General features: G+C 68.6%; 15 protein-coding genes and 1 pseudogene. All 16 read right to left on the minus strand.

Translation table 11 applies throughout. The features are described from left to right. Positions 1 to 33: 33 nt before the first annotated feature. Positions 34 to 2,019, minus strand: a complete 1,986-nt coding sequence (locus ACFPN5_RS21505) for a heparinase II/III family protein (RefSeq protein ID WP_379785879.1) — start codon at positions 2,017 to 2,019, stop codon at positions 34 to 36. Further along, positions 2,016 to 3,095, minus strand: a complete 1,080-nt coding sequence (locus tag ACFPN5_RS21510) for a glycosyltransferase family 4 protein (protein WP_379785880.1) — start codon at positions 3,093 to 3,095, stop codon at positions 2,016 to 2,018. The genes ACFPN5_RS21505 and ACFPN5_RS21510 overlap by 4 nt, the downstream gene beginning before the upstream one ends. A 133-nt stretch (positions 3,096 to 3,228) precedes the next feature. Continuing rightward, positions 3,229 to 4,533, minus strand: a complete 1,305-nt coding sequence (locus ACFPN5_RS21515; protein WP_379785881.1) for a phenylacetate--CoA ligase family protein — start codon at positions 4,531 to 4,533, stop codon at positions 3,229 to 3,231. Continuing rightward, positions 4,515 to 5,804 carry a glycosyltransferase gene (locus ACFPN5_RS21520; RefSeq protein ID WP_379785882.1) on the minus strand — a complete coding sequence of 430 codons (1,290 nt, stop codon included), beginning with the start codon at positions 5,802 to 5,804 and terminating at the stop codon, positions 4,515 to 4,517. The genes ACFPN5_RS21515 and ACFPN5_RS21520 overlap by 19 nt, the downstream gene beginning before the upstream one ends. A 243-nt stretch (positions 5,805 to 6,047) precedes the next feature. After that, a complete protein-coding gene (locus tag ACFPN5_RS21525) occupies positions 6,048 to 8,423 on the minus strand; it encodes a heparinase II/III domain-containing protein (RefSeq protein ID WP_379785883.1) in 2,376 nt (791 codons plus the stop codon). A 301-nt stretch (positions 8,424 to 8,724) separates the two neighbouring features. Beyond that, positions 8,725 to 9,483 carry a glycosyltransferase family 2 protein gene (locus tag ACFPN5_RS21530; RefSeq protein WP_379785884.1) on the minus strand — a complete coding sequence of 253 codons (759 nt, stop codon included), beginning with the start codon at positions 9,481 to 9,483 and terminating at the stop codon, positions 8,725 to 8,727. After that, the gene (locus tag ACFPN5_RS21535; protein ID WP_379786098.1) at positions 9,467 to 10,684 is read right to left on the minus strand and encodes a glycosyltransferase family 4 protein; all 1,218 of its coding nucleotides are present in this window, start codon (positions 10,682 to 10,684) and stop codon (positions 9,467 to 9,469) included. Before ACFPN5_RS21535 ends, ACFPN5_RS21530 begins: the two co-directional genes overlap by 17 nt. A 562-nt stretch (positions 10,685 to 11,246) precedes the next feature. Beyond that, positions 11,247 to 12,392, minus strand: a pseudogene (locus tag ACFPN5_RS21540) (lipopolysaccharide biosynthesis protein); the annotation flags it as partial. Then, the gene (locus tag ACFPN5_RS21545; RefSeq protein WP_379785885.1) at positions 12,307 to 13,767 is read right to left on the minus strand and encodes an O-antigen ligase family protein; all 1,461 of its coding nucleotides are present in this window, start codon (positions 13,765 to 13,767) and stop codon (positions 12,307 to 12,309) included. The pseudogene ACFPN5_RS21540 and the gene ACFPN5_RS21545, both read right to left, overlap by 86 nt. Continuing rightward, positions 13,764 to 14,522, minus strand: coding sequence for an exosortase-associated protein EpsI, B-type (gene epsI / locus ACFPN5_RS21550; protein WP_379785886.1), 759 nt, complete (start codon positions 14,520 to 14,522; stop codon positions 13,764 to 13,766). Before epsI ends, ACFPN5_RS21545 begins: the two co-directional genes overlap by 4 nt. Further along, positions 14,519 to 15,604: an exosortase B gene (gene xrtB / locus ACFPN5_RS21555; RefSeq protein WP_379785887.1), complete on the minus strand. Its 1,086-nt coding sequence runs from the start codon at positions 15,602 to 15,604 to the stop codon at positions 14,519 to 14,521. Before xrtB ends, epsI begins: the two co-directional genes overlap by 4 nt. Further along, complete coding sequence (epsG, locus tag ACFPN5_RS21560) at positions 15,605 to 16,483, minus strand: chain length determinant protein tyrosine kinase EpsG (RefSeq protein WP_379785888.1); 879 nt, start codon at positions 16,481 to 16,483, stop codon at positions 15,605 to 15,607. It lies immediately after the preceding gene. A 12-nt stretch (positions 16,484 to 16,495) separates the two neighbouring features. Then, a complete protein-coding gene (gene epsF, locus ACFPN5_RS21565) occupies positions 16,496 to 17,905 on the minus strand; it encodes a chain length determinant protein EpsF (protein ID WP_379785889.1) in 1,410 nt (469 codons plus the stop codon). 19 nt (positions 17,906 to 17,924) lie between these two features. Further along, positions 17,925 to 18,713, minus strand: a complete 789-nt coding sequence (gene epsE / locus ACFPN5_RS21570; protein ID WP_379785890.1) for a polysaccharide export protein EpsE — start codon at positions 18,711 to 18,713, stop codon at positions 17,925 to 17,927. A 90-nt stretch (positions 18,714 to 18,803) separates the two neighbouring features. Then, positions 18,804 to 19,871 (minus strand): EpsD family peptidyl-prolyl cis-trans isomerase, encoded by a 1,068-nt coding sequence (locus ACFPN5_RS21575; RefSeq protein WP_379785891.1) that lies wholly within the window; start codon positions 19,869 to 19,871, stop codon positions 18,804 to 18,806. A gap of 69 nt (positions 19,872 to 19,940) precedes the next feature. Then, a complete protein-coding gene (gene fcl / locus ACFPN5_RS21580; protein ID WP_379785892.1) occupies positions 19,941 to 20,915 on the minus strand; it encodes a GDP-L-fucose synthase in 975 nt (324 codons plus the stop codon). Positions 20,916 to 20,947: the final 32 nt, after the last annotated feature.

Below are 20,947 nucleotides of genomic sequence, written 5' to 3' on the forward strand. Positions count from 1 at the left end.
GACTTCCCTACAACTATAGTAATTATGAACTTGTTAAAAAAACGTTATTGTAAACCTGCACTCGACCGGAACGGCGGACGATACGGTGGAGATACGCAACACGTCGCTCGGCTGCTTCGATTCATAGCAGCGCGAATACCAGCCCAGGGGTGGATTCTCGGCCCCGCGCACCAGTTCCAGCTTCAGGTCGGCGCCCGTGGCATGCATTTGCAGCGCAAAGCGCTTGCCCCGCACGTGCAGGCCGGTGCTGGTCAGGCGCACGTTCAGTTCGGGCGCAAAATGCCAGAACAGTTCGATCGGGTGGGCCTTCTTTGCCGCGACTTCGTCGCGTACGACCAGGGTCGAGGTGGCGGCATCGAAGCGCACGCTGCGCAGGTGGCGCACCGGGTCCGCCAGGCGCGTGTAGCCGTCGTGCGAACCGCGGAAATCAAATTCGGACGGCGAGGCCGGCATGCGCTCGATGGTGGCTTGCGCCTTGCGCAGCCACATGAAGCGTCCACCCGAGACCGACTGGTCGCGCCCGTCCACCCGCACCGTGTTGTGGGCCGAGGTGCCGCGGAAGTAATCGCGCCACTTCTGCTCCTGCCAGTAAGAATAGGTGCCGGGATCGACCAGCACCTGTTCGCCCGCCACGGAGAGCGTCAGCGCCAGCGCGTCGGCATGGCCGTGGGCAGCGATGCCGAGGTAGCCGAGCGGGCCGCAGTCGAGCATGCCCTTGATCTCGTTTTCCTCGCCGAACTGCGAGCCGAACAGCAGGTAGCCGCCATCGGGGAAGGCCCAGCCGGTATCCGGTTCGTGGGCGTCGGCGTCGGGCCGGCGCCCGGGCAGCGCATGCAGCAGCCAGCGCACGCCGGGATGGATGCTGGCATGCTCGCCGATATGCGCATAGGGGTGGGCGGCAAAGACGGTGTCGCCGAGCGCCAGCAGCTGGGCCGCGCGGTCGCTGCCGGCGGCGTCGAGCCGGAACACGCTGCCGTCGTCGCTGTCGCCGACCATCGGCACATTGCCGCCGACATCGCGTACCGAGCGCAGGAAGCGCAGCGCGCGCTGCAGCACGCTCCAGTAGGTGCGCGAAAACGGCACATCACAGGCCTGGCCCACCAGGCCTGCAACAAATAAAAATTCGGCCGAGAACACGTGGTAGCCGAAGGCCTGCTCGCGGTTCACGCCGTCGAGCGAATACTGCAGGCGCGCCTGCTGCTCGAGTTCGCGCCGCGATTGCTCCATCCAGCCGCTCGACGCTTTCCAGCAGGGCCATACCGAGCTGGCCACGAACAGCCCGGCGAGCTCGCCGATCAGGTGGTTGTTGGCCGAGGAGTGGCGCGACAGGTTGCGCGAAATCGTACGGCAGTGGGCATGGATGCTGTCCAGCCAGTCGGCGCGCAGGCGCTGCCCGGATTCGCCGGCGAACAGGCTGCTCGCTTCGCCGCCCACGAGTTGCCAGAGCAGCGCCCAGTTGATCAGGCGGATGCCGAGCTCCATCGGGCTGACCCAGTTCGGGCCGGTCAGGGGTGGGCATTGGTCGAGCCAGCTGCGCAGCTGCTGCTCGAGCGCGTGCAGCCAGCGTACGTCGCCGCTCACGCTCCAGGCCTGGGCCAGGCGCACGAGGTGCAGGTGGCGGTTCAGTTCCCAGACGTGCTTGATGTCGCCGACCAGGTCCGGGTTGTCGATCGCGATGTCGCCCGAGAAAACGGACGGCCCCGTGACGCCGCTGTCGGGGTCGCGGTTCCAGACGGTCGGCACGCCGACGTCGAAGCTGCGGTCCGCGAACAGGACGACGTGGCCGGCACAGATGCGGTCGGCCTCGGCCAGCAGCGCCTCGATCTGGCTGGGCGCCAGGTCCGGGGCGCCCTGGATGCGGAAGGTGCGCGCGCGCGGCAAGGGCTCGGGCGCTGCCCGTCCGGCAGCCTTGCGGGCCATCTTCGTTTGCGCCGCCTGGCGCAGCCGGTAGCCGATCTCGGCCACCGACATGCAGCGCAAGCGGTTGACCCACCACACCATGCGTACTGTTGCGTTCATCTAGTCCCCGCCAAATCGTTATAGATTGCCGCCAGGCGGCCGCATACCGCCTCTGTCGAATAATGCTGTTCCACTGTGCTGCGCGCCCTGCTCCCCAGGCGCGTGCGCAGGGCGTCGTCCGCCAGCACCCGTGCCAGGGCGGCGGCCAGCGCGTCCGCGTCGCGCGGCGGCACCAGCAGGCCGTTGTCGCCGTCCTTCAGTGCTTCCGGGATGGCGCCGACCGCGCTCGCGACGGTCGCGCAGCCGGATGCCATCGCCTCCAGCAGCGACATCGGCAGCCCCTCGGCATGCGAGGGCAGGCAGAACACGGCCGCGCGCGCCAGTTCGGCGTCGCGCCCCGCCGCGTCCAGCCAGCCGGGCAGTTCGATACATTCGCCAATGCCGCGTGCCGCGGCTTCGCGCCGCCACATGCTGGCGTCGCCGGCGCCGGCCAGCACCAGGCGCAGCGCCGGGAAGCGCGGGGCCAGGAGCGCGGCCGCGTCCAGCAGTTCGGCCACACCCTTGGCAGCTTCGAGGCGCCCGAGAAACAGGATGCGCCCCGCTTCGATTTGATCACCCGCCTGGCGCTGCACCGGCATCCGCACCGCGTTCGGCACCACGGTCACGCGCGCGCGCGGGGCATAGCCGCGTACGAAATTGGCCCAGCCGTCGGAGAGCGCGATGACGAGCGAACTGCGCTCGAGGGTATGGCGGATCCAGCGGCGCATCAACCCGCCGGACTTGACGGTAGCAAATTGTCGAAAGCCACCGCCGTGCAAATGGAAAATCGTCTGGCAACCGCTGGCCCGGGCCAGCAGCAGCAGGAGGGACTTGCGCGCGAAGCTGGCGTTCGAGGCCGCATGCGCGTGGACGATCGCCGGGCGGTCGAACAGGCAGGCGCGCGCCGCGTGCCAGAAACCGGAACCCGCCGCGCCAAGTTTTGCAAGGAAGCCGCCGTCACGATGGGTGCTGACGTAGCGCACCGCGGCGCGCTCGAACAGGCCGCCCGCCTGCAGTACCGATACCAGCGCCGCCACCCCGCCGCGCCCGTCCGGCGCGGTGCCCAGCATCAGCACGCGCGGCGCGCGCAGTTTCATGCACGAACTCCGCATGCATGAATTCCAGCGCTGGAGGATGGGACAAATCTGATGGTGGGCGAAGGTTTCACGATTCTTGGTAAAGGCACAATATTTCGATCATACATCAAGTGTTACCCAATCCGCGCACGGTTCAGCCGTCGACGGCAATGAATTCGAATTTGCCGTTCGGCCCGCGGGGGATCGCCGCGACCTGCTCGACCCGCACCGCGACATTCGGCACGCGTAGCCGGAACGCAGCGAGCAGGGCCGCTTCATCGGCCGCGCCAAACCCCGGCATGGTGACGATCCGCAAACTGAAACTGCCGTCGCTGCGATACAACACCTGGCCCTCGAGCAGGTGCGCGTCGAACCCCTGGAACACTCGGTCGAGGCGCGTGACGATGCGCCCGTCGGGCAAGGTGACGCTGCGCTCGCGGCGCCCGATGACGGCCGCCACCGTTGGAAACACGCGTCCGCAGGCGCAGGGAGCGCTGCTGCCGGGCAGCACGTGGTCGCCGGTGCGGTAGCGCAGCAAGGGCATGGCCGGGTTGTTCAGCGTCGTGCCGACCAGCTCGCACAAGTCACCCTCGCCCTCCAGCAGCTCGACGCCGCCATAGTCGGTCAGCACATGGTAGTTGCCGCGCTCGCAGGTGCCGATCGCCGTGACCCGTTCGGCCTGGCCGTACCAGTCGAAGACGCGCACCCCGAAACTGCGCTCGACCGCGGCGCGCACATGGGGCTCGAGCGTTTCCGAGGATGTGAGGACGCCCTGCAGGGATGGCGCGCCATAGCGCCGCCCGCTCCTCTCGAGCCAGGCGGCGAGCAGCGCGATCGAGGACGGATAGGCGTGGATCACGACCGGATCGTGGCGCTCGAGCGCGTCGATGTAGGCCCCGATCCGCGTGTTGGATAAATGGTAGGACGACATCATGAGCACCTTGCCGAACCAGTCGTGGCACCAGTAGTACCCGTCGGGCGGGTCGGCGGCGCAGACGATGTCGCCGCGGATCCAGGCGCGTTTTTGCCCGGGGCGCCAGCCGGTCCAGCGCAGCTGGCGCTGCAGGAAGGCTTCCTCGCGGATCACGGCGCCCAGGCTTTGCACGAGGGTCAAGGGGCTGCCCGAGGTGCCGCTGGTGCGGATCGTGTTGCGCAGCAGCGTACCGGGCGTGCCCAGCGCGCGCGGCCGCACGAAGCGCCCGGGATTGTCGCGCAACTCGCTTTTCGTGAGCAGCCTGGCGGACGGATCGGCCGCAGGGTCGACCCGGCGCAGGCGCGTGCCGTCGGGATCGACCGCGACCTTCATGCGGCGTGCGCGCCGCCCGATGGATTCGGCGAGCAGCTGCGGCGAGCGCTCCACCGCCAGCAGGCGCGGGGTGACCAGCAGGCGCGCCGGCAGGCCGCGCAATGCGGTGCGCGCGATCGAGCGCAGCGTGAATTTCAGGCTCCAGGTCCACATGGCGGCGCGGATGGCACAGGCGGAGGCAAAGGGGGAGGCACCGAGGGCAGCGCCGGCAGGATACGGCTGTAGGCAAGCGCGACATCGCGCGCCAGGATGTCGTAGGTGCGGTGCGCGCGCACCCAGGGCGGTCCCCTCTCGGCGCAGGCGGCGGCCAGGACCGGGTCGCCCAGCAGGCGCAGGGTGGCGTCGGCAAAGGCGTCGGCCTGCATCGGCACGCACAGCCCGGCCCCGCTCGCTTCGATGACGAGCGCCTGGTCCGGGATGTCGTTGGCCACGCCCGGGATGCCGAGCGCCAGGTATTCGACCAGCTTGGTTGGCGACGACACGTCGAACAGCGCGCCGCGCGGGATCGGCGACAGGCCGACCTCGGCACGCACCGCATAGCCGAGCGCCAGGTGCTGCGGCAGCCAGCCCGTCAACAGGACGTGGCCGCCCAGGGCGCGCTCCGCGATGGCGCCGCGCATCCACGCCATTTCGTCGGGCGAAGGCGCGTCGCCCACGATCACGAGCAGGCTCTCGGGCAGTTGCGCGCGCAGGCGCTCGGCGACGTCGAGCAAGAAGTCCGAGCGGCGCGACTGGGCCACGCGCCCGAGGTAGAGCACGACGCGGCGGCCGTCGAGGCGCGGGTCGGTGCTGGGGACGATCGCGCTGCGTTGCAGGAGCGTGGCGTCGACGCCCATCGGCACGGCGGTCATGCGTGTGCGCGCCAGGCCCTGCCCTGCCAGCCAGTCGCACATGGCCGCGCTCTGCACGAAGACGTGGTCGGCGGTCGGAAGCACCAGCCGGTAGGCCACCAGGCGCGCGGCCCGTGCGCGCAGCGCATGCGCGAGCCAGAGCACAAGCCCACGGGTTCCCCCGCGCCTGGCGAGCGCATCGCGCCGTGCCTCGTAGCCCTCGACAATCGGAAACGACATCCAGTAGACAAACGGCACGCGCAGCATGCGCGCGGCCAGCCAGGCCAGCAGCGCGCTGGCGATCTTGTCGCGCACCTGGATGCAGTCGGGGCGCACCCGGCGCACCGCGCGCAGCAGGCCGAACGCATCCCACAGCGGCGCGAGCACGCTGGCGAAACGGCTGCCCAGGCTGCCGACCACGTGCATGCCGCCCGCGCCCCACGGCGCACCCTGGGCGGCGCCGCCCTGCCCCACGAGCTCGGTATGGATGCCATGGCGCGGCATTTCGATGCCGAACAGGGTCAGCAGGTCGGCACGCAGCGGGGGCAGCGGATCGCGGACGATGAAGGCAATGGAATGCGGACGGGTAACCATGGGAGCCCTGTCGAGATGTCGCCGTCATACTAGCGCACGCGTTCCATAACAAACCCGGTGGAGTGCAACGGCGCGGCTCGCCCGTTTGAGGGCGATCAAGGGCACGGTGCCAGCTGCCCTCGCGCTGGCGGGAGCGCATGAAAAAAACGTCCCCGCGACACGGGTCCACGGGAACGTTTTACTTTGCAGCACAGCCGCACCGGCCATGGACGGAACGCTCCCGTCCTTGCCCGGCGTGACGCATTACTTCGGGGGCGCGGCGATATTCACCGTACCTGTGGTCGAGAGCTGCAGGGCCGGCTGCAAGGCCACCTGCGAGGCCAGCTGCGGCGCCGACTGCGGGGCCAGCTGCAAGGCCGGCTGCGTGAGCGCCAGCGTGCTGCCCTCCAGCGTGACGCTTTGTCCGGCAACGGTAACAGTGCGCCCCGTGGCGGTGGCCGAGACCTGCACCGCCGGCCGCTTGCAGCCGACGTCGAGCAGGACCAGGAACTCGGCGGTCGACTTGCCGTCGTTCGGCAGGTAGAAGGCGCCGTGGTCCTCGACCACGTTGAGCTTCGCCCCCGGGCCGATCCACTTGGAAAACTTGGCGTCGGGGTTCAGCGAACGCACGCAGACCGACTGGCCGTTGATCGCGATTTTCACCGCGCTCGGGCTTTCCACCGTCATGAGCACCGGGGCGTGCAGGTTGAACTCGTAGGTGTGCGGCACGGTGGCCGACAGGCGGTCGCGCACCAGGATCGCATTGCCGGCGTCGCGCAGGTGCCAGACCTGGCGCCGCGCCATCGTCAATTGCCCGCCATAGGCGGCGGTGGCATCGCCCTCGGCAAAGTCATAGCTCGGCTGGGCGGCGTAGCCGATGATCTTGCCGTTGCGCTGCAGCTGCTCGCGGTAGCCGGTCACCAGCTGGCCCTTGCCGCCGTCGAAGGTGATCGCATTCTGCGAGCGGGTCTGGTGGTACCAGTCGGTCCAGTAAGGCGAGCCGTACCAGTCGTACCAGCCGGCCTTGACCAGCAGCGGCTGGCCGGCCACCGACAGCAGCAGGCCGTTCTGGTCGCCATGGCTGTGGCTGAACGAGCCGTAGGGGCTGGACTTGAAGTACAGCGAGCTGCGCGAGGTCAACGCGATATCGCTGTGCATCGAGACCCAGCCGATGCTCGGGTAGTAGGCGGTGTTCGATGGCGGCGACACGACCTGGGTGTCGGCCACCGGCATCGGGTACGGCGCCTGCAGCAGCGACAGCGTGTCTTCGGCGCCGCCCAGCTTGGACACGTACCAGGCCGCGCGCGGGGAGACCATGCGCGAACCGAAGGCATGGAAGACGCGGGTGTCGGGCCTGGTCTCGGAACCGTCGCCGAAGGCGTGGACCTTCGAGCCCGGCGGCGTGAACTGGATCGCGAAGTCGAGGAAGCCGAGCGCCCATGGCTTGGCGTAGAAATTCACGCCGGTGGCCTGGGTCAGCGGGTCCCACAACGCCACCAGGTAGCCGGCCGCGTACTCGGCGTAGGCGGTGCCGTTGGCAAAGCCGCCTTCCGGGCCGGCCCATGGCGACGGCGCGTTGGCATACGCCCGGAACGAGAAATCGAACCACTTCTGCGCTTCCGGGATGTCGCCCAGCGACAGCGAGGAAATCAGCACCAGGAACACGAGGCTGGTGTTGCCGTGCGAATCGAACGGGTACTGGTCGAGGCGGCCATTGTCGCCGGCCAGGTTGCGGTAGATCTCTTCGGTGCGCACGCGCACGGTCTCGAGCCACTCGGCCTTGCGCGCGCTGTCGAGGTCACCGGCCAGAATGTCGACCGCCTTGATCAGCGACACCGAGATCTGGCGCGTGGCCTGGTCCTGGTTGGTGTAGCTGGTCGGACCCTTCGTATCGAGGGCGGCGAGCTGGTCACCCCTGCGCAGCGCTTCGGTCAGGAACATGGGATCGCGCTTCATGCGCCACATGACGGTTGCCGCTTCCAGCTGGCGGCTCGCTTCGTTGATGCGTTGGCGGATGTCGGTCTGCTGCGCCGCCATCGCCGCCGTCAGCGGGGTGGAGATCACGATCGGCCAGCGGCTGTCGGAGAGGGCCGGCAGCGCAGTGATCTGCAGCTTGATTTCGTTGGTCATGCGGCTGACGTAGGGACCGAGATCGGTCTTTTTCGCGGCGCTCCAGTTCGCGTAGGGCGTGAACGACGGCGGCAGCGCGCGCGGGCGTGGATTGGCGCTGATGCGCGCGCGCAGCGTGGCGTTGTCGGGCACTTCGAACACGTTCGAGCGGGACGTCAGGGAGAAGGTGCGTGGGGTCGACCAGTCGCTGATGCCGCTCGGGCGCACGCGCCAGCTGTAATTGCCCAGCGGGAGGGCCCTGGTCGGCAGGTACCAGTTGCGGTCCACCACAGCGAGCGTCGGCGCACCGCCGCTGGGGGTGATTTCGATGTCGTAGCTGGCCGGGCCCGTCGGGTGGCGAGCCCAGGTAAAGCCGGGCGGATTCTGGGCTTGGATGGCGCCGCCTGCCGGACCCGGCTGGACGATCAGCGGGTCGGTTGCGTGCGCCCAGTCCGCATGCGCGTTCAGCGACCATGCGCATAGCGATGCCAGGGCGAGGGCCTGCAGCAGGCCCTGTCGGTTGAATTTCATGAATGAGGCTCCGAACGATGGATGACTTTCCGGGCAGGCCGGCTTAGCAAGATGGCCTGCGGTGTTGCCTGAAGCGACGCGTATTTACTGCTGACGCCGCTTGAACGAAATGATGTTACCGCAATAAGAAATTGAACAACGGCAACTTTTTCTCGTCATCCATCATTTTTTTAATTGCTTCGCAGAAATCCAACGCCCAAAGCAACAAGCTTGTTGAAGCAGCATTTTCACTCTTTTAACAGCCGTGTTTTGTTCGCAAACTTCGTGTCGTCAGGGCACGACATAACCCGGCGCTGGGTATTTACGCGGGGCGAGCGGCACGTAGTGCCCGCATGTGCTTGAGGTAACGCAGGCAATACACTGCAAAGGCCAGCGGTGCACGACGCGCATGACGCCGCCGCACGGCGAACTCTTCCTGGCGTGCCTCCACTTTATTGGCCGAGGACACGCTGCCGGGATGCTCGCGAAACACCGTCAGCGTACGGTCGAGCATGGCCGGCGGCGCCACGGCTGCCAGGCGCAGCCAGAGATCGATGTCCATCGCGTAGCGCAGCGAGGTGTCGAAAGTGCCGACACGCGCGAACAGTTCGCGGCGCACGAAGACGGCCGGATGGGGAATGGTCGCGTGGCCGGCGGCGTAGGCGCGGTAGCTGAACGGGCGCATCGCATGCGGCGGCGCCAGCTGCCCGTCGCGCAGTACCTGGATGTTGCCGACCACCCAGGCCGCGCCGCTCTCGTCGAAGCGGCGCGCCACCTGCGCCAGCACGTCCGGGGCGGCGTAGTAATCGTCCGCATGCAGGTGGGCGACGATGGCGCCGCGCGCGGCCTCGATGCCGGCGTTCATGGCGCGGCTGATGCCGCCCCCGACCCCGTGCAGCACGCGCTTGTCGCCGGGACAGGCGTCGATCATGGCGAGCGTGGCGTCCTGCGAGCCGCCATCGACAAAAATATGCTCGAAGTCCTGGCAGGTTTGACGGCGCAGCGAGTCGAGGGTGTCGCCCAGGGTCGCGGCGCTGTTCCAGGTGCAGGTGACGATCGAAAACTCAGGTGTGGGATGCATAGCAGTCCAGTATCCGGGGCAATGCCTGGAAAACGTCCATCGGCGCCTGTCGCGGGAGCGGCGCTGCGCCTGGTGGCCGCGCCAGTTCCGCGAGCAGCTTGTCGACCAGGCTGTCCATGGTCGGGGCCAGCGCCAACTGTCCGGGCCAGGCCCCGTAGGCGGCAAGTTCCGGGTTGCCGCCGCGCGCCAGCGCGAGGCAGGGCCGGCCCAGGGCCAGCGCCTCGAGGATGGTGGTGCCGCAGGGTTCTTCCCACACTGAAGGCACGACGCAGGCATGGCTGCCGGCGGTCAGCGCGGCGACCTCGGGGTTCGCCCGCCAGCCGAGGAACTGCACCTGTTCGCCGGCAAACCGGGCTTCGAGCGCAGTCCGGCCGGGGCCGTCGCCGACCACCAGCACCCGCGCTTCAAGCGGCAGGCGCTTGTGGGCCGCGGCCAGGAATTCACCGAAGCCCTTGCCCGTGTCGATCCGGCCGGCGACGAGCACCTGCCCCGGACACGGCGGTCCCACGCCCGCCGCCTGGGCCACGAGCTTGCCGTAGTCGATGAAATTGTGGATCACACACGCGCGCGCCAGGTCCGCGCCGGGCAGCGTGCGCAGGAACTGGCGGCGCAGGAAGTCGGATACGAAAATCGTCTTGTGGCGGGCAAAGGCACGCGCGGTAGCGCTGCGGTAGCGCGACACCGCATGCCCCGACAACAGCGTGCGGACCGGCCCCGGCTGCGGATGGGCGCAGCCGGCGCAGGCGCGCGCCGCGACCTGGTCGCAGACGGCCCCGTCCCTGAAGCGCAGGTGGATCACGCACTCGCTGCCCTGGTCATGGCGGGTCTGAACGAAATTCATCCCTGGCTCGAGGTACAGGCCAAGCATCGGGAGGTGGCCGTGATAATGGACGACGTCGGCGTTGCCCGCGTGGCGGCGGATGGCGCGCGCGATCTTGCGCGCAAAGTAAGGGCGCTTGAGCGGATTGAATATGCCCAGCTGCCGCTCTTTCCAGCCCGGGTGGGCGTAGTCGAAGCCGGGCACGAAGCTGCCCCTGAAGCCGATCTGTTCAGCGGCCCCAGCGGCGCCGCGGTCGCTTCGCCCGAGGATGCTTACCTCGTGGCCCCAGGCCAGCAGGGCATTGCCGAGCGTGACGACATGCTTGCCGAGGCCGCCAAGCTGTTCGCCCGGCAAGTCTTCCGATACGAGCAAGACGCGCATCTCATCCCCCCAGGGCCTTGAACTGCGCCCAGGCCCAGTGGCGGTCGTCGCGCTCGACCACGAACAGCATGCCCAGCACGGCGAGCAGGCCCGCGGTCGCGGCGAGGCTGGAAAAGAAGCCGAGGGTGTTGCCGCCGCAACAGGCATCGAGCCGGCCGGCCACCAGGGCAGCGCCGGCGGCAGCGCCGAAGCCGGGCAGGTAGCCGTGCACGCACAGCCGGGCCAGCCGCGTGGGTACCGTGCGTCCGTGCACGACGATGAGAAACGCCGATGTGAAGACGATCGAGGCGGCCAGGTGCCCCCAGGCGGCGCCATCGATGCCCCAACGCGCGACGCCGGCATAGACGAGGGCCAATCCCGCCAGGGCGCGCCCCACCGCGAACAGCCCGGACACGCGCGGGTGCCCCATGCCGTCATTGACCAGCGACGGCAGGCTGGTGAGCGAATCGACGAACTGGGACAGCGCCATCACCGCCAGCACGGTAGCGCCGCCGCGCGCAAAGGCGGCGCCCATCCACCAGGCCAGCAGCGAATGGGCGAACACGGCCAGCAGCACCAGCATCGCCGCGTTCAGGTAGACCACGTAGCGGGTCGCCTTCAGGTAGGCGCGGTCCAGGCGTGCCAGTTCGCCGCCGGCGGCCAGCGCGCTCGCCGCCGGGAAAAACACGCTTGATAGGCGGAAGGTCAGGCCCAGCACCCGGTTGGCCAGCGTCGCCGCCACGGAAAAATAGGCCAGGCCGGTCACGCCGACCAGCGACCCGATGATCAGCTTGTCGCCGTGCGCATACGACAGCGTCGCAAAGCGCGACAGGAAGGACCAGGCCGAAAAACCGAGGATGCCGCCGCGCAAACCGCGGCCGGGCCAGCGCCAGCGCAGGCCGGGGAGCAGCCGCCCTACCCCGCGCCACAGCACCAGACAATGGACGGCGCTGGCCAGTACCCGCAGCAGGATCACCTCGAACAGGCCGCCTCCCAGCAGCAGCACCGCCACCGTCAGCAGCGGCACCAGGGTGCCGAACACCATTTCGAGGCGGCCCGATACGTCGAAGCGCATCAGCGCCTGCGGCACGCTGTGCAGGTAGCTTTGCAGCTGGCCCAGCAAGAAGCCGAGTGCGGCCAGGCGCAGGCAGGCGATTGCCTCGGCCGTCAACCCGGCCGGCACCGAGAACACGCGGGTAACAAGCAGCTCGGCGCAGGCGACCAGGCCGAGCGCGCCAAGCGTGCCGATCACCGCATAGACTGCGAGGCCGAAGCACAGGGTCTCTGCCACCCGGTCGTGCTCGCCACGCGCATGCTGGGCGGAGATGAATTTGACCGACCCGGCGGTGACGTTGATGTCGATTACGGCGAAGTAGCCGACGATTGCCGTGACCAGCGCATACACGCCATAACCGGCCTCGCCCAGGCTTGCCACGACCAGCGGCACCGTGGCCAGTGCCACCAATGCCGGCATCGCCGCGCCGAGCAGGTTCGACCAGGCGTTATGGAACAGGCGCAGGTTCATTGGCATGGTTGTTGGCAGGTTCGTCGGCAGGTTCGTCGGCAGGTTCGCTGGCAGATTGCGTCGACAGGTTCGGTGCGCCCGGTAAGCGTGCGAGCGGGAAAGCGCCGGCCTTGCCCGGTCATGCCGGCGCCACATCCGGGCGCAGCCGCAGCCGGACGGCACCCCGGCGCACGGCCGGCACGCCGCTTGCCGCCAGCGCCACATACGGCAGGGCCAGCGCAACGGCCAGCATCTGCGTCGTGCGCACTTGCGGGAATGGCGTGCCGATCAGCACGTCGGGCACCATGAAGGCCAGCGCCGCGACCCCGGCCGTACCCAATCCCAGCAGATCAGGTGGCAGACCCGGCGGCAGGCTGCGCAGCGCACGGCGCGCGACCAGCACGAAGGCGCAGATCGTTCCCGTGAACAGGACCAGGCCCGGAAGTCCGCTCTTGAGCACCACGTGCAGCACGCCGCTGTGCAGGAACAGCCCGCCGTCCGGATTGGCCTGCCACGAGATGTGCTGGTAGCCCGTGTAGCGGCCCCATGCGCCAATGCCGGTGAACGGCCGCGCCAGGATATCGGCCAGCGCCAGCTTCAGTTCGAGCACACGCTCGCTTTCGGGACCGAAGCGGCGCGACTGCATGTCGTACAACAGCCCCCCGAGGCCACCGCGGTCCTGTCCCAGCCGGCGCAGGGCCGCGTAGCCGAGCGCGGCGCCGGCCAGCGGCAGCGCCGCCAGCGTCAATTGCAGGCGCCGGCGCAGCGGGAAGCGCCACAGCACGACGGCGCAGCCAAACACGAAGCCGATCCAGGCACTGCGCCGGTAAGACAGCACAATGCAGGCCGTGGTCGCCAGCAGCGCCAGCCAGGCCAGGATGCGCCAGCCGCGTCCGCCCGCCTGGCGCTCGCCGAACAGGGCCACGGCAGCGATGGCGGCAGCCATCATGCACAGCAGGCTGTCGTTGATGTCGAAAAAGGTGAGGCGGATGCCGATCGCGTTCATGTTCGCGTACACATTGTTAGGGTCGCCCCCGAAGGCCGCCCAGCGGCCCAGGCCGAATACCGCGCGGGCCAGGCCGGCGAGCATGATGAAGCGCGCCAGCTCGACGGCCTCCATGTGGGTGCGGAAGCACAGGAGCATCAGGGAAACGAGCGGCGCCATCCAGACGATGTTCGAGAAACCGGACGGGGCGAGCGCCTCTTTGAGGGGCACGCCGGCCACCACGGCGGCGCCGGCGTGGGCGGCCAGCAGCACGGCCCAGCCCGCGAACCAGGGGTAGAGGTTGCACTCCGGAAGGCTGTTGCGCCGGAAACCGGCCGCCACGCGCGCGCAGCACCAGGCGCCCAGCACATACCAGAGCACCAGCGGAAAGAACAGCAGTCCGGAGCCGCGGCTGTACACCCCGGGCGTGGCGAACACGGAGAGGCTGCCGTAGCTCGTCGAATTCATCCAGAAAAAGACGCACAGGTAGGGATAGACGAGCAGGCGCGGCCATACCAGCCCGAGGCCGACGCCGAGCACGGCAACGAGCGCCAGCAGCACGGCCGCCAGGAAGGGCAGCGTGGTAAAGAAATAGCCGAGCAGGGTGTCGGTCATGGCTGTGCGCCGAGGGCGGCCGCGTCGGCGGGCCCGGCCCGGCCCGCTGGCCCGGCGGGCGGGGCCGGGGCGGCGGCTCCGGTACCGATGAGGCGCTTGCGCTCAGGGGCGCCGATCGCATCGAGCAGCTCGGCGGCGAAGCGGTCGTGCAGGCGCCAGGCGCCGGGCGCATCGCGCGTAATGTTTGAAATGCGCACCAGCATCCCGTCCGGGATCTGGCCCGACAATCCATGCGCGAGCCGCCGAAGCTTTTGCTCGATGCCGGAGCGGGTGGCGCGGTCGCCAATCGTGATCCAGTAGGTGATCGGCTCGTTGCGGTCGCCCTGGCTGGCCACGAGGCGCTGCACCGGCAGCGCGCCGAAGCGCGTGACGAGCTGGCCGCTCCCCTCGCCCGCTACCTGGAAGCCCTGCGCCACGTAGCAGACCTCGGGCAGGTGCAACTGCAGGGCGCGGCTCTGGTCGCCGCCATACGCGATCGACAGCATGACGCGGCGGCCGGCAGGGTCGACATAGGTGCGCGACAGCGTCTGGTCGTAGATCCGCTCCAGCGCGCCCTGCTGCTCGGGACTCGGCGTCAGCGGCACGATCGTCGGATCGATCTGCCAGGAGCCGAAGCGCGCCGGAATCATGGACTCCAGGCTGAATGCGGCCTGCGCCGCCATGACCTTGGGTGAGGGCGTCAGGGCCACGGTGAGGGCCGAGGTGGCGGCCATGGCAACGCCGAGGACCAGGCTGGCGCCGAGACGGCGGTTCATGCGCCCTCCCCCTTCGCCTGGCCCTGCTTCTGCCCAGCCTCCTTGCGCCCAGCCTCCTTGCGCCCGGGCGCGTCGGGCGCCGCCACACGCCGCGCCGCGCGGCGGCGTGCCGCCCACTGCAGGCTTGAGTCGACCGCCAGGATCAGGGCGAGCGCCGTCAGGAATAACACCATCCCGGCAAAGCCGTGGAGAAAACCCTGGCCTGCGGCGTCACCGAAGTAATAGGTCACCAGCGTCAAGACGATGACGCGGATGACGTTGGCGCAAAACGAGATCGGAATGATCAGGAGGGCCAGCCCGACGTTGCGAAACGCCGACGGATGGCGCATCAGGTTCAGGTAAAACAGGCCCAGCGCCTCGAGGGTGAGCAGGGTCTGCAGGCCGGCACAGGCGTCGGCCACGAGCAGCTGGTATTGGCCGATCTGCAGGACCACGCCCGAGCGCCCGATCGGATACCCGGCCGCGAATAGCAATTGCTCGGTGGCCCAGGACACCGCCATTTTCATGGGCATGGTCACGGCGGCCACGAGTTCGCTCGGCAGCGGGACCATGAACAGCATGAAGAAGAACGGAAACCACAGGACACGCAGGGCCCGGGCGCCGTGCTTGACCAGCACGACCGCGGCCAGCACCACCAGGATGGCGCCGACCTCGAACATCAGGACGTGTTGCGAACGCCCGAGCAGGTGCAGCGCGAGGCCGAACGCCAGCACCGGCCAGCCGGCTGCGGACGAGCCTGGCGGCAGCAGCGCGACTTCCGGCCATTTGCGGTAGATGAGCCACAGGGCGAGCGCGAAGATCATCGGCCCGTGCCCCTGCTCCTCGCCGATCCAGGCGCCGGTGAACAGGTCGGCGAAGGTGGGCAGGAACAACGCCGCCAGTCCGAGCCAGACCGGCCACCACTCGGGCCAGCCTGCCTGCATTGAGCGGCGCATCCGGTCGAGCACCGCGCCAGCGGAGCGGACTGCGGAGTGGGCGGCCGTGCGGTCGGTCGCTGCGTCGCCGGCAATGCCTGGCGTCGTCCGGCCAGCGCCACCGGGAACGCCCCGTGCATGCTGGCGGGAGCGGGCCTCGCTCGTCATTCAAAACTCCATGACGACCGCGCCGACAACCTCGGCGCCGGCCTCGACAAGCTGTTCGGCCATCCGCGCGGCGTCGGGCACGCGGGTATGGTCCTTGCGCGCCACGAGCAGTACGCCGCCCGCCCGGCCGGCCGCCGCCAGCGCATCGGCGCCGGCACCGAAGGGCGCCAGGTCGTAGAGGACGACATCGAAACGGCCCTCCAGCAGCGTGTGCAGGCTGCGCAAGGCCTCGCGGCTGAGCAACTCCTGGGGATTCGGCGGCACGGTTCCTGCCGGAAGCACCGACAGGTCGCCAAAGCCGGGGACGCGCGCGATGACGTCAAGGTCGGCGCGGCCGGCGAGCAGGTCCGACAAGCCCGGCCCTGGCTTGAGGCCGAACAAGTCCTGCTGGCGCCCGCCGCGCAGGTTGGCGTCCACCAGCAGTGTCTGCTCGCCGAGCTGGGAGAACACCACCGCGAGGTTGGCCGCGAACAGCGCCGCGCCGTCGTCGGGATCGGCCCCGGCAATGGCGAGCGTGCGCCGCCCACGGGCGAACCAGCGCAGCAGCAACTGGCTGCGGATCGCGCGCAATGCCTCGACCTGCGGCGAAAACGGTGCGTACGCGGCCACCAGGCGCGGCGAGAGACCGGCCTCCCCCGGCTGCACGTAGGGATAGCCGAACTGGCGCGCCAGCATCTGCCGGATGTCGTCCTCGCTCACCAGCCCCAGGCGCATGGCTGCCTCGCCGTAGCGAATGCCGAGCTCCCGGTGCATGCGCAGCACGCGTTCAGCATTCTCGGCGGTGAGTTTGCCGGACTCGACCAGGAGCGTGCCCATGCGCGTATCGATAACGTCGGCAGCCACGTCGGCAGGCAGCGGTGACAGGATCGGTGAATTCATTGCCAGCTCCCTCTAGTTCAGGCGTAGCGGGCGTCGCGGCCCGATCAATGCGCGCAGGCCGCTGCGCGGCTGCGGCGTCGCCCATTGGATGGTGCCGAGCACCGGGATGCCGACCAGCTCCTGCAGGTCGCTGCCCGAGCGCACCGGGCGGTGCAGCAACTCGAGCAGCAGGGCCAGTCCGAGTCCGAGCACAGTGCCGAGCAGGATGGCCACGAGCGTATTGAGCAGGACGCGCGGCCCGGACGGCTCGCTTGGCGCGACAGCAGGGTTGAGCACGGCGATGTCGGACTGTTCGGCCTGCGCCTCGATCCGGGTCTGGGAGAAGCGCCCGCTGGCGGCGTCGAACGCGCGCTGCGCGCTGTCGAGGTCCTTCAGCAGCACGCCGAGTTCGTCGCGCGAACGATTCAGCTCGAGGATGCGGGTCTTTTGCGCAGCCAGCGCCGCGCGCAGCTCGTTCTCGCGCTGGCGCAGCACCTGGGCGTTGCCGCCAACACTCTTCGACACCGTGCCGAGGGCGGCGTTGAGGTCGGCACGCATCCGGTTGACCTCGGCCAGGGCCGCCTGGTACTGCGGGTGGTTGCGGCCGTACCTGGCCGCGCCCTCCGCCATCTTGGCCTCGCCCGCCGCCAGCGCCACGCGCAGGTTCTGGATCAGGGGATTGTCCGCCACGTCGGGCGAATGGACGGCCGCGCCGCCGGCCATGCGCTCGCGCGAGGTCGCCTCCAGCGCCGCGGCCTGCGCCGCCACGAGCTGGGTCGACAGGTCGTTCAGGCGCGCCAGCTCAACGTCGACGCGGTTGTTGTCGAGGCTGACGATTCCTTTTTCCTGCTGGTATTTCGACAGGCGCGCCTGCGCCGTTTCCAGGTTGTCGCGCAATTGCTTGGTCTGTTCGTTGAAGTAGGAGGCCGCCTTTTTCATCGGCTCGGTCTTGAGCTGCACGCTGGCGTTCTGGTATTCCTCGGCAAAGGCGTTCGCGACGGCAGCCGCGAACGCCGGGTCGGCGCCCTCGAAGCTGACTTCGACGACGCTCGACTCGCGCGCCGGCTTGATGTCGAGTTTGCGCAGCAGCAGGTCCGCCAGCCAGTCACGCACCGTTCCCTTGCCGTCGGTCGCTTCATGGAACTGTTCGATCACGACGGGATTGGTGGCCAGGCGCAGGCGGTCGATCACGCGCAGCGCCACGTTCTTGCTGGTGATGATGTCGATCTGGGTTGCCATGTAGCCCGGCAGCAACTGGCCCGGCATGGTCAGCCCCGTGAGGGGGTCGACACCCTTGTAGTTCAGCAGCACCGAGGCGGTCGCCGTATAAGACTTGCCCTGCACCAAGCTCCAGCCGAGGGCGAGCAGCACGGTGGCGAACAGGGTGGCCAGGATCAGCCGCCCGCGGGCACGCAGCAGCGTCAGGAATTGGCGAAGGTTCATGGCGGCTCCAGGCGACAGGTCAGAACCAGCTTTCGCGCACGGTGATGACGTCGTCGACCAGCACCGGGTCGGTCGCCCTGGCCTCGAGCGTGAACGCGCGTCCGCTTGCATCGCGGCGGGTGATGCGCATGCCGTTGTCGCTGCCGCGCGGGGTCAGGCCGCCGCCGGCCGAGATGGCCTGCTGGACCGTCATGCCGCGCTCGATGCGGAAGGCCCCCGGCCGCTGTACCTCGCCGGTGACATAGGCGCGCGGCGCACGTTCCACGTAGATGATGTCGCCGCCGGCTACCTCGACGTCCTTGTCCAGCTCGCCCTTGCGCACCATGTCGACCACATCGATCGTTTCGCGCACGGTCTTGCCGTCCCGGGTGCGCACCAGCGTAATGAGGTCGCTTCCCTCGGGGCCGACCCCGCCGGCCATCGCCAGCAGGTCGAGTACCTTGCGCCGCCCTTCGACCGGATAACGGCCGGGCCGGTTCACCTGGCCCAGCACCGACACCTGCTGGCTCGCCAGGGTCGTGACGAGCATGTTGACCTCGGCCTTCTTGAGGTAGGAGCCCTTTTCGAGCAGGCTGCCGATTTTCTTTTCCGCCGCCGCGACCGACATCCCGCCGACGCCGACCTGGCCCAGCAGCGGGAAGGTAATCGTCCCGCTTTCGCTCACGCGGGTCTCGACCGACAGGTCGGGGCTGCCGTACACCGACACCCGCACTACATCGCCCGGTCCGAGCAGCACTTCGGCGGCGCAGGCAATGCCCGTGCCCAGGGCCAGCACGGCCGCGGCAATCCAGTGTCCAAATGGTTTCATGATCGCTCCTGTTGATGAGTCGCCTTGATGCTTGCTTTCGCCTGGTGGCTGCTTTCGCTTTTTCGCTTGCTGTTGCCTGCTCCCTTGCGCTTACTTCAGGCCCGAGACGCCGCGCTCGAGCGCCGCGTTGTCGGGCCCCGCCGACCGCGCTCCCTCGTCCCCGTTGGCGCTGGCCGCAGCAGGCGGCGTGCCGCCGGCCGGGGCCGCCGCGCCCGGCGCGGCGGCGCGTGGCGTCGTCATGCTGGCCGGCGCTGCCCTGGCGCCCTGGGCCAGATCCTGGTTCAGGTATTCGATCTTCGCCGTCTTGCGCAGCCGGTCGAGCTCGGCCGCCGCGAGCTCCTTGTGCTTCCTGGTCGCCAGGTACTGCGTGATCTGGGGCGTCGCAATGGTCAAGGGCACCGGCGCCTCGCGCACCGCGGCGACCGACAGCAGCATCGCGCGCTCGCCTTCCCTGACGCTGAACAGCTGGCCCTTCGACATGGCCAGCAGCTTCTTCGACAGCTCCGGATTGAGGTCGGCAGTACTGCGCGTGACCTGGGCGCGCCCGAACTTGATGCCGTGCGCATCGAGCCAGACGGCGACTTCCTCCAGCGAGCGCGCGCCGTCGGCCGCGGCGCGCACTTCGGGTGTCAGGTCGCTTGCCGCCATGACGAGCTGGTCGAGGGTGAACTGCTTGCGCTTGTCGAAAAACTCCGGATGGGCCTTGTAATAGGCTTCGACCTCGGCCGGCGTCGGCCGGGCCACGTTGGCCAGCCGCTTTTGCATGTAGACCTGGGCCACGATGAGCGAGCGCGCGCGCTCGATCGCCCCGATCACTTTCGGGTCGCGGTCGAGCCTTTCCTGGATGGCGGCATGCTCGAGCAGTTCGCGGTCGATCAGTGCCTGCAGCAACTGCTTGCTCGCCTGCTCCTGCCGGGCTGCGGGCACACCCGCGCGCTGCATTTCCTCGTTCAGCTGGAGGACCGTGATTTCTTCGCCATTGACGTTCACCAGCGCCTGCCCGGGCTTGGCAGGCTCGGCTTTTTCGCCGCAGCCGGCCAGCATCCCTGCCGCCAGCAAGGCCGGCAAAGCCAGCAAGGCCAGTCCCCTCGCGGCGGCACCGCGCGTTGCCAGCGCGTGCCCGGCTTCCGGGAGCGATTTTCGAACCGTGTTCAACATACGTCTCCGATCATGAATATATAAACGTCCTGCCCTGCTCCATCGATGGTCCACGCCTCGGGCGCGTACTCATGCCGTGGCGTCTGCAAGCTGCACGGCAAGAAATGCCGCATACGCGCGGTGCAGGCCCTCGCGCAGCGGCGTGTTGGCGCTCCAGCCGAGGGAGCGCAGTTTCGAGACGTCGAGCAGCTTGCGCGGCGTACCGTCCGGCTTGGTGGCATCGAACACGATCCGGCCCTCGAAACCGACCACTTCGCCCACCAGGTGCGCGAGTTCGTGGATGCTGACCTCGTTGCCGCTGCCCACGTTGATGTGCGAATGCATCGGATCGGTGACGGCGGCGTAGCTTTCCAGCGGAAGACTCATCACGTGGACGCTGGCTGCGGCCATGTCGTCGACGTAGAGGAATTCGCGCATGGGTTTGCCGCTGCCCCAGATCACGACTTCGCGCGCGCCCTCGGCCTTTGCTTCGTGAAAGCGCCGCACGAGTGCGGGGATCACATGGCTGTTCTGGGGGTGGTAGTTGTCGCCCGGCCCATACAGGTTGGTCGGCATGACGCTGCGAAAATCGGTACCGTACTGCCGGTTGTAGCTCTCGCACAGCTTGATCCCGGCGATCTTTGCCACCGCATAGGGTTCGTTGGTCGGCTCGAGCGCGCCGTCCATCAGGTATTCCTCGCGGATCGGCTGCTGTGCCAGGCGCGGGTAGATGCAGGAAGAGCCGAGGAACAGGAGACGCCCTACCCCGGCGCGCCAGGCCTCGTGCACGACATTGGCCTGCACCATCAAGTTATCGTAGATAAATTCGGCCGGGTAGCTGTTGTTGGCATGGATACCCCCCACCCGGGCGGCCGCCAGATAGACATGGTCGATGCGTTCGGCCCGGAAGAAAGCACGTACCGCGTCCTGGTCGGTGAGTTCGAGCTCGTCGTGGGTGCGGGTCACGATGTTCGTGTAGCCACGGGCGCGCAAGGCGCGCACGATGGCCGAACCGACGAGGCCGCGATGGCCGGCGACATAAATGCGGGGGTCTGGATTATTCAAGGCTTCGCTCCCATCGAATGCGGTGCCGACAC

Origin of the sequence: Massilia niabensis, assembly GCF_042655085.1 — a bacterium.
GTDB classification, from domain to species: domain Bacteria; phylum Pseudomonadota; class Gammaproteobacteria; order Burkholderiales; family Burkholderiaceae_D; genus Telluria; species Telluria niabensis.

Coding starts and splice junctions, on each gene's coding strand:
- ACFPN5_RS21525 (WP_379785883.1), bottom strand. CDS start 8,423: ATGAAATTCAACCGACAGGGCCTGCTGCAGGCCCTCGCCCTGGCATCG.
- epsE (WP_379785890.1), bottom strand. CDS start 18,713: ATGAAACCATTTGGACACTGGATTGCCGCGGCCGTGCTGGCCCTGGGC.
- ACFPN5_RS21575 (WP_379785891.1), bottom strand. CDS start 19,871: ATGTTGAACACGGTTCGAAAATCGCTCCCGGAAGCCGGGCACGCGCTG.
- ACFPN5_RS21515 (WP_379785881.1), bottom strand. CDS start 4,533: ATGTGGACCTGGAGCCTGAAATTCACGCTGCGCTCGATCGCGCGCACC.
- epsG (WP_379785888.1), bottom strand. CDS start 16,483: ATGAATTCACCGATCCTGTCACCGCTGCCTGCCGACGTGGCTGCCGAC.
- ACFPN5_RS21535 (WP_379786098.1), bottom strand. CDS start 10,684: ATGCGCGTCTTGCTCGTATCGGAAGACTTGCCGGGCGAACAGCTTGGC.
- ACFPN5_RS21545 (WP_379785885.1), bottom strand. CDS start 13,767: ATGACCGACACCCTGCTCGGCTATTTCTTTACCACGCTGCCCTTCCTG.
- ACFPN5_RS21505 (WP_379785879.1), bottom strand. CDS start 2,019: ATGAACGCAACAGTACGCATGGTGTGGTGGGTCAACCGCTTGCGCTGC.
- ACFPN5_RS21530 (WP_379785884.1), bottom strand. CDS start 9,483: ATGCATCCCACACCTGAGTTTTCGATCGTCACCTGCACCTGGAACAGC.
- ACFPN5_RS21520 (WP_379785882.1), bottom strand. CDS start 5,804: ATGGTTACCCGTCCGCATTCCATTGCCTTCATCGTCCGCGATCCGCTG.
- epsI (WP_379785886.1), bottom strand. CDS start 14,522: ATGAACCGCCGTCTCGGCGCCAGCCTGGTCCTCGGCGTTGCCATGGCC.
- epsF (WP_379785889.1), bottom strand. CDS start 17,905: ATGAACCTTCGCCAATTCCTGACGCTGCTGCGTGCCCGCGGGCGGCTG.
- xrtB (WP_379785887.1), bottom strand. CDS start 15,604: ATGACGAGCGAGGCCCGCTCCCGCCAGCATGCACGGGGCGTTCCCGGT.
- ACFPN5_RS21510 (WP_379785880.1), bottom strand. CDS start 3,095: ATGAAACTGCGCGCGCCGCGCGTGCTGATGCTGGGCACCGCGCCGGAC.